The following is a 14,658-nucleotide window of genomic DNA, read 5'->3' as shown; positions in this document are numbered from 1 at the left end:
TGTTTATGAGAATATATGAAACAATTAAATTGTGTTATCGCATATATTCTACTCTATTACTTTATACGATCGCTTTGCTTCGGACAACGAAACAGCGTTGAAATGCCACCATTCGCCTCTTATTGCAATAAAGCCGGCATACAATATTACCTTTCTCAGTAACTGCCTGTTTTTCACTTGCTCTTTGGTAAGAATACCTCTTTGAACAAGTTCGTCTTCTTTATTTATTCCCGCTGCACTCCCAAAATAATCGAACGGAGTACCCATATCCAGCGGCTTGCCATTCCTGTCGCAAATAGTCAGATCAACCGCCATACCGTAATTATGCAGTCCCGTACGCGAAGGATTAGCTACATAAGGTGCATATTTAGTATTCTGCACTACCTCATACATTTTTCGCTGCACACTCAAAGGACGGACTGCATCGTAAACGAGTAAACTAAGCTCAGGATCAATTGTCTTCAGATATTTCTGAGCCTTCATCAGTTTATCAGCAGCAATAGTGTGCAGATATATATTAAACAATGTATCGTACAGGATTGTTTTCGTGAAATTGTCTGTTGTCGCATATTTTAAATCACATCGGATAGTCCTGTCCTTATCGCTGACATTCACCATATTCTGAGCTTGCAAATAGAGCTCCAGCCGGGAAATACTTTTAGTCTGCGCGGCTGATACAGCCGGAAATAACAGAAACAAAAAAATCCCGCATATTGCCCTACTCATCCTCATCTTCTTCGTCAAAATCGGGTATTTCTATGTGCTCACGACTAAGCACCTCGTCTATTTGCTTACAAAGTTCTGAATACTGGTCAGTTTGCGATAGTCTATCAATAGATTCCCAAGCCTTCTTCAACGACTCCAAAGTAACGACATCTTCTTCATTTAGTCCGGCTTCGGGTGTATTGGCAAACCAGCTTAGTTCATTTTTGAAATCGGCATCCACAGCTTTATAAAAAGATAATGCCGCATCAGTATCACCTAATTGTTCTTTTATTTGTGCAGACTCCAACATATCAGGCCCTACCAGATGCCTGTAATGCCCCATTATGGACAGGGTAATCTGTGTGCGGTTCATAATCAGGAAATGGAGTGTATCTGCATTATCCTTCAATCTGTAATAATATATCAATGCATTCAATGCAGCACGAAAGCCTGCGCCTTCAGCCCAAACTAAAGCATTCATGGGATTCCTCGGATATCCTTTCGATTGTTCTTTTATATTATTTACAACATCGGGAATAAGATCGAAAAGCTTATCTCCCACCAGCAAACGGAGATCATCATGCTTTCCGTTTACATCTAAAGCGAGTACCAGCCGCACCATATCTTTGAACAATGTGCTGTTAGTTTCTTTTAATGTTACAAAGTCATAACCGTTTAATGTTGCACTTTGCTTTTCTGAGAATAGTTCCAGTATGATTTTATCTAAAAGAATATCCTCTCTTGGAGAAATTTCATCTATCTTATCTTCTAATATAAGATTCCATAGGTCTTTGTCGTCTGAGTTAAGGAATTCCCGGATTTGCTCATTCAGTATCAGTTTGTTCGTCATCTTCTTCTGTATTAGTTGTGGTTATTATATCTTCTTTATTTTTTGTTTTTTTCATTGCCATATATATCTCTTCCTGAATTCGCTGACGTATATTCATACTCATCAGCTTCTTGTGGGTGCGTTTCGGATATACCCTGTTTGTCAGAAATATATAAATCAGATTATTGTCGGGATCAACCCAGAAGCATGTCCCAGTGAATCCGGTATGGCCGTACGTACTTGCCGGGGTACTAAAACTACAGGGGCTTGATTTATTGGTACGGGGCTCGGGTTTGTCGAATCCCAGACCTCTGCGGGAAGAAGAACTTTTTGTATTGGTGAAAAGCTGGCAGGTACGTTCCGATAAATACCTTTCGCCCCCATAAGACCCTTTATTGAGCCACATCTGATAGAGTTTTGCAAGATCATTGGCTGTGGAAAACAGACCTGCATTGCCCGACACCCCACCCATGAACGCCGCACCCTCGTCGTGTACATAACCCTGAATAAGCTGCTTGCGCAGAAAATCATCCTTTTCGGTAGGAGCAATATCTTCTTTTTCAAACTTCTTCAATGGGTTGTATGTAGTAGTGTAAGCACCTAGTTTTTTGAAAAAATTATCCTGCACATATACATCCAGGCTTTTATTCGCCGCCTTTTCTGCCGCCTCTTTCAATAATATAAAATTAAGACAACTATACAAATACGTTTTTCTGCTCCTTAGCTTCGATTTAGCAATGGCAGACACAATGGTATCATTGTATGACTTATTTACATACAGCCTGTCACCCAATGGAAGAAATCCCGTCTTTGCGGTAGTGGAAATCAGATTTGGTTTATACTTAAAATCTATCCTGGCCCATGTGGTTTCATCAAACTGAGCTGTATACAGTGCTGTTCTTATCCGGCTGAACATTTTCCCCTGATAACTGGAATCATCTATCGCATCCATATAATAAGGAATAAAAGACCTTATCCCTGTTTCGTGCAGAAGAGCCTCCCGAATAGTAATCCGTGATTTATCCGTTCCTTTCAATACGGGGATATACGAACTCAAAGGATCATTCAGTTTCAATTTTGAATCATCATATAGTTTCATAATGGCGGGCAACGTCGCCGAAGCCTTTGTCATCGAAGCCAGGTCATATATATCGTCATTTGTTACTTTCCTCTTTTCATCGTAAGTAAACGAACCGAAAGAGCGGTTATAGATAACCACTCCGTCTTTTGCAATCAATACTTGTCCTCCGGGGAAAGCTTTCTCTTTTATCCCTTCTTTAACAATAGATTCGATGTTCGTCAATCTGCCTGATTCTATCCCCACCGATTCGGGAATATCGTAACTAAGGCGTGTCTTTTCTGTACTGATACCATCTCCTTTCCTGAAAATATTATCTACCGAAACGGGAATCTTTCCATCTATTTTATTCCCCCCGAATAATGCCTGAGCCGTATAATCCTGCGCCATATCCGTATTCTCATAAGCAAGAATAACCCCATCGGCTGACTTTATCGCCGAAGCATAAGAAGACATCCGATACGGTACTACAAAGAAGGCCAGTATAGCTTCCTTCTCCTTCGAAACATTCTGAATAGCAGCACTAACATTAGACCGGTTATTATGTACCGAAAAAATAATTGTATTAAACGCCCCAAGCTTGTTTTTAAGCCTCATTAGAGCATCACTATCCGCGACATTGAAACATGCTACATCACCATAAAGACGAAGTGCCTTATGAAAAGCATTACTTATACCTCCGCCAATTGAGACTGCTGCAATTTTTCTTTTATCCAGTTCTTTTAGCGGAATTATTTGCTGGTCATCTTTCAGCAATGTTACAGAAGCCTTATGTAGCTCCCTGTTTAACCAATCAGCATATGGGGCATTTAAATCCCTGACAAGATTCTTCGCTTCTATCGACCTCGTGTTACTTAAGCCTAATATATATTTATAAGATAATACTTTCTTGCATTTCAACTCGAGAAGCGAGCCACTAAGAACTCCGTCGGCTACAGCCTTTTTCACCGCAGTGAATTCTTTCACAGGATTTACGGGTCCCAGGAGGATATCGTTTCCGGCCAGCAATGCGCGCACACAATAGTCCTCCTCGTCCGAAACTCCTTTCATTTGCAATCCGTCTGTAAACACCAGCCCCGAAAAGCCCAACTCATTTTGTAACAATCCGGTCGTTATAGCCTCCGAAAGCGAACTCGGCTGTGTTTTTTCATCCAGAGCGGGAATATTTAAATGACCTACCATCATACCAGATAGTCCCGCATCTATATACTTTTTAAAAGGATATAATTCTACCGAATCGAGCCTGTTTTTGTCATGCTCTATTGTTGGCAAGACTTTATGAGAATCGACAGAGGTATCTCCATGCCCGGGAAAATGTTTGGCTACAGCCATTACACCTCCTGCCTCCAGACCTTTAGCATACATAATACCCAGTCGGGCAACCAGTTCTGGATCTTCACCAAACGAACGGTTCCCTATCACCGGGTTTGCAGGATTGCTGTTCACATCCATATCGGGTGCAAAATTCACATGAATACCCATCAAGCGGCATTGGCGCGCAACTTCCAATCCATAATAATAAAGAAGAGAATCGTTTTGTATCGCCCCCAGCATCATATTGCGGGGAAACTTTGTTGTATTGGAAAGTCTCATAGACAAACCCCATTCCCCGTCGAGCGATATTATAAGGGGCACTTTTGCTGTTTTTTGAGCAAGGTTAGTCAGCATCGACTGATTTGCCGGAGTTCCTTTTGAGAACAGAATCCCCCCAATATGTTGATTACGCACCAAACTTTGTATTCTGTTTTTGTTAGCCTCTGAAATATCCCCGGCAACAATAGGCATAAATAACTGCCCTATGCGTTGTTCTTCCGTCATCTGATTGTAAACGGAATCCACCCATTGGGTTAGTTTTCCTTTGTCTGCTTGTTGATATATTGTTGGTTTTGTCTTCTCTTGACCGGCAACTAAATTATTGAAGCTAATTATAAAAAAGAGCGTTATAATCGATAATATATATTTTATTTTCATTATAATTCTTATGTAAAGATTCCAGAAGTCTGTTACAACTCATTATATGCAAAAATAAAAGGAATATGCTTTACCGGAAAGTATCTGTCAAATTATAAACATAGATTAACATCGACAGTTCATTGCTCAACAAACTGTCAACACTTTTACTGATAAAGAGAAATTTATTTTTTATTTCTCTTATTACCGTACTGATATTCGGTATATATCAAAGGATGAGCGATAGGCTTAAAAGCAGATTTTTCTATAATTTTCACTCCGGATCGGAAATTGACTACATAAAAGTCAAGTACTAAACCGACGGACGAACTGCAATGCTTCATATACCCTTCTACAAAGAGGCTGTAGGCTTCCGGGCTAACATTTACAGGCTTCAGCCCTACCAGTAGTTTATTTTCCACTAAAATATCCACAGTAAAAGCATCGGAAAACTCCAGCTTCTCATATTTCAAAGAAACTTGCTTTTGCCTTTCTGCTTTTATCCCAATCTTTGATAGTTCATAAACAATACATTCCTCATAAACATTATGAGATAAGCCCACACCACAAGCCTTATGGACCTTTGAGCCGGCATTAACAACTGCCATTATAAGTTCGTTTGTCGTCATAAGAATCCCCCTCTGATTTCCTTTTTTTTTGCTTCTGTAAGGTCCGAGCGTCTGTCTTTTCGATGAAAATTCAGGAAAATTTATTAACCATTCAATTTTCCTAATATAATGTTGTAAACAAAACAGTGTAAAGTAATCCTTCCTATATTATAGGACAAAAATACATAGTAATCAACAAAAAACAAGCAAAAACATATTTTTTTTATATATTTACAGAAATATAAAAATAGTAATACAGTTTCCTTCTTCATTTAAAAATATTTTTAGCATTTACCTTTAGACAGCCTTTGCATATTTGCAAAATATTTTTATCTTTGCATCCGCTTTGCGTAATCTCTGACGGGACGGGCTCGTGAATATTGCGTATTTAACAAGAAAACCATCATATAATCATGGATTTAATTAAAATTGCAGAAGAAGCATTTGCCACAGGAAAAGAGTTTCCTCAATTCAAAAGTGGAGACACGGTAACGGTAGCTTATCGCATTAAAGAGGGCAACAAAGAACGTGTGCAGTCGTATCGTGGTGTTGTTATCAAAATTTCCGGACATGGAACAAAGAAACGTTTCACTGTTCGCAAAATGTCTGACAATATAGGTGTGGAAAGAATTTTCCCTATCGAATCACCATTTATCGACAGTATTACTGTAAATAAAGTAGGTAAAGTTCGTCGTGCTAAATTGTATTACCTTCGTGGTCTTACAGGTAAAAAAGCCAGAATCAAAGAAAAGAGAGTTGTTACAAGCAAAAACAATTAATCTTTTCCCGGCTGACAAGCACAAGAAAGATATTGGAGAGCCTGCTGCACAGCAGGCTCTCTTTGTTTTATCTTATTTTTCCATATAAATCGAAAAAAATTAGATCACTGCGTTTTAACTAGAAGAAATTGTTCTTATCTTTAATTCCTCCATTTTATAACTTTTTGGAATCTTGATATTATGAGAAAAAGTAATCTTTATTTTGCAGTAGCTATAATTTTTTTAATCTTCTCAAACTTCAGCATTGTTTCGGCTCAGAAAAACAGTGAGTATGTAAAAATATTTATAGGCACAGCCGGCGACAACGGGCAAGTAGATCCTGCCGCCTGTGTACCATATGGTATGGCTAGAGTTTGCCCCGATTCAGACCCCAGATCTCATGCAGGGTATGATTACGACATAACCAAGATATCGGGATTTTCAGTCAACCGGATTTCGGGTATAGGATGCAGCGGAGCAGGAGGAAATATAAGTATTAAACCTTCACTTAAAGAGACTGAGTTATATTTGGACAAAAATTACGAAATGGCAATGCCCGGCTATTACATAACATCATTAGACAATGGTGTAAAAGCGGAATTTACAGCGACAAACAATGTGGCCTTCGAACAATATCATTACCCGATATGGAAGGAAGCGCTTATGTCAATTAACTTTGCCGCCTCTTTCACCAAGGTTCTGGACGTAAAATACGAAATAGTATCAGACAGTGAAATACAAGGCTATATTCAGGCAGGAAACACTTGTGACCACGGAGCTTACAAGCTTTATTTCAATCTGACAACTAGCAGACCTTTCACTGTAAAATCAAGAACAGAACGGGAAGCCGAACTATCTTTTGGCAGTGAAGGACTGAAACCAGTCGAAGTAAGAGTTGCATTATCCCCCATAAACACCGAAACAGCAAAAAAAGAAAATGAAAAAGTAAAAAAACTGACATTTGAACAAGTAAAGAAACAAGCCGCTGATGAATGGGAAAACATATTATCGAGAATAGAACTCAAAGGAGCCAGTGAAGAAGACAAAATCATGTTTTACACATCCCTTTACAGAGTTTTTCTCAGTCCGGCTAATGTAACATCTCTGGACGGTAAATTCCTGGGAACAGATGGCGGCATATACCCAATCGAAGATTTTACTTATTATAGTTCATGGTCGATGTGGGATACATACCGTACTAAGTTTCCGCTAATAACTTTACTGGACTCTAAAAATATGCGCAATTTTGCCAACTCGCTCTGTAATCTTTACGCGTATGGTAAAAAAGACTGGGCTACAAAATTTGAATCTACCCCGACTGTACGTACAGAACACTCCATTGCTGTAATACTCGACGCTTACAAAAAGGGCATTACAAATATCAATCTGACTAAAGCCTACGAAGGAATGAAGAAAGAAATGGACAACCTTCCGGCGAGCCGTCCCGACCAGGCATTAGAGAGTTGTATCGACTGGTGGTCGATGGCGCAGATAGCCGGAATACTGAACAAGAACGAAGATGCTGAGAAATACAGCCAAAAAGCTAAAAACACATTTATAGAAACATGGAATAAAGACTTTAAAAACGTAGACAGCACTTTCTCTCAGATGAAAGACAATGGGCTATACCAGGGAACACGATGGCAATATCGCTGGGCTCTGCCTCAATATCTCGATTATATGACAGAAAGTTTAGGAAAAGAGACATTAACCAGCCAGCTGGATTATTATTTTGCAAACAATCTTTTCAACCAGAGCAACGAAGTCGGACTTCATGCTCCATATATATTTAACAGATTAGGAAAATATGAAAATTCACAGAAAAATATAAGACGCATTATAAAAGAAGATTTAGTACATCGCTATGGAGGAAATGCCGAATACCCTAAGCCGTATGTAGGGAAACCGTTCAGGATGGCCACAGAGGGATTCATGCCTGAAATGGATGAAGACGACGGCACAATGGGGGCATGGTATGTATTCTCCACTTTAGGATTATACCCGCTGATAGTAGGTGAATCCTGGTACGAAATCACCTCTCCGTTTTTTGATAATATAACGATCAAGTTAGACAACGGAAAGAAAATCAATATTAAAACGAAAAACAGAAAGTCGCCTGACGATGTTATAAAAAAGGTGACATTTAACAAAGCTCCGGTATCTGATTTCAGAATTGACCATAATGAACTGATCAAAGGCGGAACACTGGAACTGGAGTATTAAAACCAGACAAAAATTATATGAGAGATTTTATCATATCAGAATCAAAAAACGAAAAAGCAATCCTTGTGGGACTCATTACCCCGCAACAAACAGAAGAACAAGTAAAAGAATATCTCGATGAACTGGCATTTCTTGCTGACACAGCAGGAATAATTCCGGAAAAGAAATTCACCCAGAAACTGGATTATGCCAATCCTGTAACATTTGTAGGAACAGGGAAATTGCAGGAGATAAAGCAATATATGGAGGATAACGAGATCGGCGTCGTAGTCTTCGACGATGAGCTGTCTCCCAAACAGATAAGAAATATAGAAAAGGAATTACAGGTAAAGATACTTGACCGCACCAGCCTTATTCTCGACATATTCGCTATGCGTGCGCAAACTGCTTATGCTAAAACACAGGTAGAATTAGCTCAATATCAGTATTTATTACCGCGTCTAACCCGCATGTGGACCCACCTCGACCGTCAACGGGGAGGAGGTGTAATGATGCGTGGTGTGGGTGAAACCCAGTTGGAAAGTGACCGCCGTATTATCCTGACTAAAATATCATTCCTGAAAAATGAACTGAAAGATATTGACCGCCAGATGGCATCGCAACGGAAGAACAGAGGGAAGATGGTACGTGTGGCGCTTGTAGGGTATACCAATGTGGGAAAATCTACCCTTATGAACCTATTGAGCAAATCGGAAGTTTTCGCAGAGAATAAGCTATTTGCTACACTGGATACGACAGTAAGAAAAGTGATAATAGAAAATTTACCTTTTCTATTGTCCGACACGGTAGGATTCATCAGAAAATTGCCTACACACCTTGTAGAATCTTTCAAATCGACACTGGATGAAGTTCGTGAAGCCGATCTGCTTGTGCATGTAGTAGATATTTCTCATCCTAACTTTGAAGAGCAGATAGAGGTTGTAAAAAATACACTTTTGGAAATCGATAAGGAAGAAAAGCCGACTATTATTGTATTCAATAAGATAGATGCTTTCACCTACAAACCAAAAGATGAAGACGACCTGACACCAAAAACCAAGGAAAACATTTCTCTGGAAGAGCTGGAAAAATCGTGGATGAACAAAATGCATGACGATTGTATCTTCATATCAGCAAAGAACAAGGAAAACATAGACGAATTGAAGAATCTGCTGTATGAACGTGTGAAAACCATACACATCGAACGCTATCCATACAATGACTTCCTGTTTCAGAAATACGATGAGGAAACTGAATAATTATAATACTTTGTTTTTAAAGACAAATTTCATATACTCGCCTTTTAGTTGAGAAGATTAATAAAAATATAAATCTATGAGAAGATTATTAATTACGTCTGGTTTATTATTATTTTTTGCTGTCACCTCCTTTTGTCAGAATGGATATGGGGAATTTGAAGGTGTGATAGTTACTACTGGGCCGGCTAATGTAAAAAGAATAATTAGGCTTAATGTTTTTAATGGCATTTTGGTAAAAGATTCCATTAAATCAAAAGAGATTTTGGGGGAAGCTGAAAAATATAAAACCAAAATAAAAAGTAAAGAAGTGTCCAAAGAAATAGCTGAAAAATTAGGGTTAAGTACTGAAAAATATACTTATTTTTTTAGATTCGTTGAAATTAAAGATGTAATTATTGATCCAGAGACATTTGACCTGATCAGTTTAAAATAATTTATAGTCAAATAGAGGAAGAAAATTCTTCCTCTATTTATATATAATCGAATTACGTCACCCACGAATTCTTATTATGCAGGAAACAATCACATACATAAAAACACTATTGCATAAATACTACCCCGAAAGTGAAATTTCGGGGTTTATCCGTATAATTATAGAATATATAACAGGAAAACCATATGCTCAGGCAATGCTTGAGAATAAAGAGCTTTCAAAATTACAAGCCCGAAATATCAACAACATTATTAAACGGCTCAGGACATACGAACCGATTCAACATATCACGGGTGAAACAGAATTTTTCGGACTGCCTTTTATTGTCAATAAGAATGTTTTAATACCACGGCCCGAAACCGAGGAGTTAGTAGAGCTTATTCTTAATGAAAACAAGGAAGACAAACTCAATATCCTTGATATAGGTACAGGTAGTGGGGCTATCGCTATTGCCTTAGCTAAATATAAAAAAGAAGCGAAAATATCGGCCTGGGATATATCGAAAGATGCCTTATTGATAGCCAAAGGAAATGCAGAAAGAAATGCTGTGGATATCGATTTTGAACAGGTAGATGTCTTAATAGATTATCCCACAGATAAAAAATATGATATCATCGTAAGTAATCCGCCTTATATATTGGAGAGTGAAAAAAGGGATATGGAGAAGAATGTGCTGGACTATGAACCGCACATTGCTCTTTTCGTTCCTGATGACAGAGCATTGATTTTCTATGAACGGATCGCTGATATCGCCTTAGATATACTTAACCCGGACGGGAAACTCTATTTTGAAATCAATCAGGCACTAGGCAAAGAGACTGTAAAGATGCTTGAAAACAGGGGATTCTCGAATGTGACTCTCTATCAGGATATCAATAAGAATGACAGGATGACATCGGCCTCCCCTAGCCCCTTCGAAGGAGGGGAAACTAATACCATGACTGAAAATGAAAGCACAAAAAGGGAAACAATCTAATTCCTCCCCTACGGGGAGGTTAGGAGGGGCTATTTCCGAACCTCAAGCCCTTAACCGCATAGCCGACTATTGTTCCCGTGCCGAACGGTGTGAATTCGATGTGCGAAAAAAACTTGCAGCGTGGGAATTGCCGGAAGATGCTATAAAACGGATATTAGACAGATTGAAAAAGGAACGGTATCTGAATGACGACCGCTATGCGAAAAGCTTTATCAACGATAAACTGAAATTCAACAAATGGGGAAAAACAAAAATAATATTCGAACTTCGTAAACGAAAAATATCAGAATCCATTTACAATCCTATCTTCGAAGAATTATCGGCAGACGAATTCGAAGAACAATTGATACATATACTTTCGGTAAAAATAAAAAGTGTAAAAGGCAAGAACGATTACGAGAAAAAAACAAAGCTTATTCGTTTTGCTATCGGAAGAGGTTTTTCTATGGGTTCTACTATTAAGTGTGTGAATAAACTAATGGGTGGCGATTATGAAAACGATTTTTCATAATTTCCTTAATCTGTTTTTTCCTAACCTTTGTGTAGTATGCAATAGCAGATTATCCGAAGGCGAGGAACATATCTGTACCGATTGTCTCCTGCTTTTGCCTAAAACAAATTTTCATCTGCAACCTGACAACCGTCTCGAAGAATTTTTCGCCGGACGGATTCCTTTCGAAAAGATCGCTGCTTATGCCTATTTTATTAAGGGAGGAAGTATTCAGCAGATTATCCATGAACTGAAATACAACCGAAATCCCCGGATCGGGCAGTTTATAGGCAGATTATGCGGAGAACAGATAAAGGGTAGTGATTTTATTTCCTCTGTCGATTTACTGGTACCCATCCCTCTGCATCCAAAGCGGGAGAAACAAAGAGGATACAATCAGTCTCTGGAGGTATGTAAAGGGTTATCAGAAAGTATAGGAATACCTGTTGATCAGAGTACATTAATCAGAAAAATAAATAACCAGTCACAAACAAAGAACTCCCGTTTCGACCGATGGAAAAATGTAGAAGATATTTTTTCCATTACAGATACAGATGCGTTCAAAGACAAGCATATTTTATTAGTAGATGATGTGATTACCACAGGTTCTACTTTAGAATCAGCAGCAAAGGAAATATTAAAGAGCAAAGATGCTAAGATCAGTATCTTTGCCGTAGGAACAGCAGGTTAATAATTTTACATCTTCATTTAGAAAATAAATTCATGTAATCCGGTTATATTTATCTATACAAAAAAACTGAGAATCTGAATATCAAAAACTACTGAAATATCCGAAAATCAGTTGACTAATCAGGTTTTTGATTAATTTTATTTTTTATACACCTATAAATTTACTCCTATGAAAAAGTTCATAATTACACTATGCATGTTAATCTGTATTCAGTTCATTTACTCACAGGATGAATTAGAGATCAACTATCAGGAAATCAAGCAAAAGATTGAAGATAAAAATTCCCCGTATTATTATCCCGGTTTACTGACAAGGTTCAACAATTTTGATCAATTGTTAACTATGGAAGAGTATTCATTTATCTACTATGGATTTACATTTCAGGAAGATTATCTTAACAAGCAGCCCGATGAAAAAGAGTTATTAAACCTAATCGATTCGGAACAGTATGAACTGGCTATTGAAGAATGTAAAAAGATTCTGATGAAGAATCCTGTAAGCCTGGCTGCAAATAACTATATGGGGTTCTCCTTATTCAAACTTGACAAACCTGAAGACGAATGGAAAAAGTACCAGAAAAGATACAGAGAACTGAGAAAAGTGATAGCATACAGCGGAAACGGCTTGTCTTGTGAAACAGCCTTCAAAGTTATCTATATATCGGACGAATATAACATGATGTACAGCTACTTCAATATCGAAAAAATACACAAACAACAATTAGTGAACTTGTGCGATAAATTCGATATCGAAGCCAGTGGAAACTACCAGGTAAATGAAATATATTTCGATATATCGAGGAAACTGATAAGGCAACAGGAGCTTATCGACAATTCTGCGCGTGTAAAGGAAAGTAATTTAAATAAGCAAAAAGCGAAATAACAGAAAAGTGAAATATGTGTCAACTTTGTCAACTTTTATAACATTTTTGTTAACTGAGAACTGATGACTGTTAACCGATTATTCCTACCTTTGCAACCATTAATATTATCGAATGTTAAGTAGCGAGAGCCGGATTGAAATTTATTTCACAGTATGCCGAGTCTCGCAAAACAACTAAAGAATTAGAACAATAAAACCAATGGCTCAACCTTCAATTCCTAAAGGAACAAGAGATTTTTCGCCCGAAGAAATGGCGAAACGCAACTATATTTTCGACACCATACGCGAAGTGTTTAAACTCTATGGCTTCCGCCAGATAGAAACCCCTGCAATGGAAAACCTGTCTACCCTGATGGGAAAGTACGGAGAAGAAGGAGATAAATTACTTTTCAAAATATTAAACTCGGGAGATTATCTGAAAGACATTTCAGACGAAGAACTAACCGAAAGAAATATAAACCGTCTGGCAACAAAACTAAGCGAAAAAGGACTCCGTTATGATCTCACTGTGCCTTTTGCCCGCTATGTAGTGATGCACCGTAACGAAATCACATTCCCTTTCCGCCGTTTCCAGATACAGCCTGTATGGCGTGCCGACCGTCCGCAAAAAGGGCGTTACCGTGAATTCTTCCAGTGCGATGTCGATATTGTAGGATCGGATTCTTTACTGAATGAAGTAGAGATCATCCAGATAACCGATGAAGTATTTAACCGTTTTGGAGTCCGTGTTTGCATCAAACTGAATAACCGGAAGATCCTTTCAGGTATCGCCGAAATAATCGGTGAATCTGATAAGATAGTCGATATTACTGTTGCTATAGACAAACTGGACAAGATCGGTTTGGAGAAAGTAAACGAAGAACTGGCTTCGAAAGGCATTCCGCAAAAAGCTATCGATCAGCTTCAGCCCATTATCTTATTAAAAGGAACAAACGAAGAAAAATTAAATACACTGAAAACAGTTCTCAAAGATTCTGAAACAGGGATCAAGGGCGTTGAAGAACTGGAATTCATCCTTAACAAACTAAAAATCACACGTGTTCGTTCCGAACTGGAACTTGACCTTACTCTTGCCCGTGGACTGAGTTATTACACAGGTGCAATCATAGAGGTAAAAGCGCTCGATGTAGAGATAGGCAGCATTACAGGTGGTGGGCGATATGATAATCTCACCGGAATCTTCGGGCTGAAAGATGTATCGGGCATAGGTATCTCATTTGGTGCCGACCGTATTTTTGACGTCCTCAACCAACTCGACCTGTATCCGAGAGATTCAACAAAAGGAACACAGATACTTTTTGTAAACTTTGGGGATAGAGAAGAATCCTACATCCTTCCTCTGGCAATGAAAATGCGCCAGGCAAATATCGCTGTGGAGATTTATCCGGAATCGGCAAAGATGAATAAACAGATGAAGTATGCCGACTCCAATAAAATCCCTTTTGTCGCTATCATAGGAGAGAGTGAAATGCAAGAAGACAAGATCACCCTCAAAAATATGGAAACCGGTGAACAACAGCTTGTAAATCTGCAGGAATGCATCAACAAACTGAATAATCAGTAAGCTATTTAACGGCAAAACATCAAACCTTCTGAAACAGAGGACATAAACTCTTTTTAATCATCGGTTAATAAGCTGTTAATAACTTTCGATAAACAACAATGTATCAACTATTTACCATTGTTGAAAACTTATTAACGACCTGTTAATAAGTTTTTTGGCATTTTGTGTGGGGAAAAGTGGGGAAAAGTGTATAATTTTTATACCTTTACCATCTCTAATTGTATACTGTTAAA

13 protein-coding genes are annotated in these 14,658 nt (G+C 38.3%); 9 read left to right on the top strand and 4 right to left on the bottom strand.

Annotation, left to right across the window (positions count from 1 at the left end):
* Positions 1-48 precede the first annotated feature (48 nt).
* From GGR21_RS01750 to GGR21_RS01735, 4 genes are all read right to left on the bottom strand, one after another.
* Positions 49-726: a M15 family metallopeptidase gene (locus GGR21_RS01750; RefSeq protein ID WP_183305412.1), complete on the bottom strand. Its 678-nt coding sequence runs from the start codon at positions 724-726 to the stop codon at positions 49-51.
* On the bottom strand, positions 719-1,555 hold the full coding sequence (locus GGR21_RS01745; protein ID WP_183305411.1) for a hypothetical protein: 837 nt from the start codon (positions 1,553-1,555) through the stop codon (positions 719-721). The genes GGR21_RS01750 and GGR21_RS01745 overlap by 8 nt, the downstream gene beginning before the upstream one ends.
* A complete protein-coding gene (locus tag GGR21_RS01740; RefSeq protein ID WP_183305410.1) occupies positions 1,530-4,583 on the bottom strand; it encodes a glycoside hydrolase family 3 N-terminal domain-containing protein in 3,054 nt (1,017 codons plus the stop codon). The genes GGR21_RS01745 and GGR21_RS01740 overlap by 26 nt, the downstream gene beginning before the upstream one ends.
* A 164-nt stretch (positions 4,584-4,747) precedes the next feature.
* Positions 4,748-5,170, bottom strand: a complete 423-nt coding sequence (locus GGR21_RS01735) for a GxxExxY protein (RefSeq protein WP_183305409.1) — start codon at positions 5,168-5,170, stop codon at positions 4,748-4,750.
* A 413-nt stretch (positions 5,171-5,583) separates the two neighbouring features.
* On the opposite strand from GGR21_RS01735, the gene rplS reads away from it, so the two are divergent.
* From rplS to hisS, 9 genes are all read left to right on the top strand, one after another.
* On the top strand, positions 5,584-5,949 hold the full coding sequence (rplS, locus tag GGR21_RS01730; protein WP_183305408.1) for a 50S ribosomal protein L19: 366 nt from the start codon (positions 5,584-5,586) through the stop codon (positions 5,947-5,949).
* A gap of 180 nt (positions 5,950-6,129) precedes the next feature.
* Positions 6,130-8,151, top strand: coding sequence for a glycoside hydrolase domain-containing protein (locus GGR21_RS01725; RefSeq protein WP_183305407.1), 2,022 nt, complete (start codon positions 6,130-6,132; stop codon positions 8,149-8,151).
* Positions 8,152-8,168: 17 nt separating this feature from the next.
* The gene (hflX, locus tag GGR21_RS01720) at positions 8,169-9,389 is read left to right on the top strand and encodes a GTPase HflX (RefSeq protein ID WP_183305406.1); all 1,221 of its coding nucleotides are present in this window, start codon (positions 8,169-8,171) and stop codon (positions 9,387-9,389) included.
* 76 nt (positions 9,390-9,465) lie between these two features.
* A complete protein-coding gene (locus GGR21_RS01715; protein WP_183305405.1) occupies positions 9,466-9,822 on the top strand; it encodes a hypothetical protein in 357 nt (118 codons plus the stop codon).
* Positions 9,823-9,898: 76 nt separating this feature from the next.
* A complete protein-coding gene (gene prmC / locus GGR21_RS01710) occupies positions 9,899-10,798 on the top strand; it encodes a peptide chain release factor N(5)-glutamine methyltransferase (RefSeq protein WP_183305404.1) in 900 nt (299 codons plus the stop codon).
* Positions 10,770-11,309 (top strand): regulatory protein RecX, encoded by a 540-nt coding sequence (locus tag GGR21_RS01705; RefSeq protein ID WP_183305403.1) that lies wholly within the window; start codon positions 10,770-10,772, stop codon positions 11,307-11,309. Before prmC ends, GGR21_RS01705 begins: the two co-directional genes overlap by 29 nt.
* On the top strand, positions 11,290-11,979 hold the full coding sequence (locus tag GGR21_RS01700; RefSeq protein WP_183305402.1) for a ComF family protein: 690 nt from the start codon (positions 11,290-11,292) through the stop codon (positions 11,977-11,979). Before GGR21_RS01705 ends, GGR21_RS01700 begins: the two co-directional genes overlap by 20 nt.
* Before the next feature lie 168 nt (positions 11,980-12,147).
* Positions 12,148-12,861, top strand: a complete 714-nt coding sequence (locus GGR21_RS01695; RefSeq protein WP_183305401.1) for a DUF4919 domain-containing protein — start codon at positions 12,148-12,150, stop codon at positions 12,859-12,861.
* 199 nt (positions 12,862-13,060) lie between these two features.
* Positions 13,061-14,425, top strand: a complete 1,365-nt coding sequence (hisS, locus tag GGR21_RS01690; RefSeq protein WP_183305400.1) for a histidine--tRNA ligase — start codon at positions 13,061-13,063, stop codon at positions 14,423-14,425.
* Positions 14,426-14,658: the final 233 nt, after the last annotated feature.

The organism is Dysgonomonas hofstadii (genome assembly GCF_014196915.1).
Classification (GTDB): Bacteria; Bacteroidota; Bacteroidia; order Bacteroidales; family Dysgonomonadaceae; genus Dysgonomonas; species Dysgonomonas hofstadii.
The sequence above is the reverse complement of the archived record's forward strand: the minus strand, read 5'-3'. Positions and strand labels throughout refer to the sequence as shown.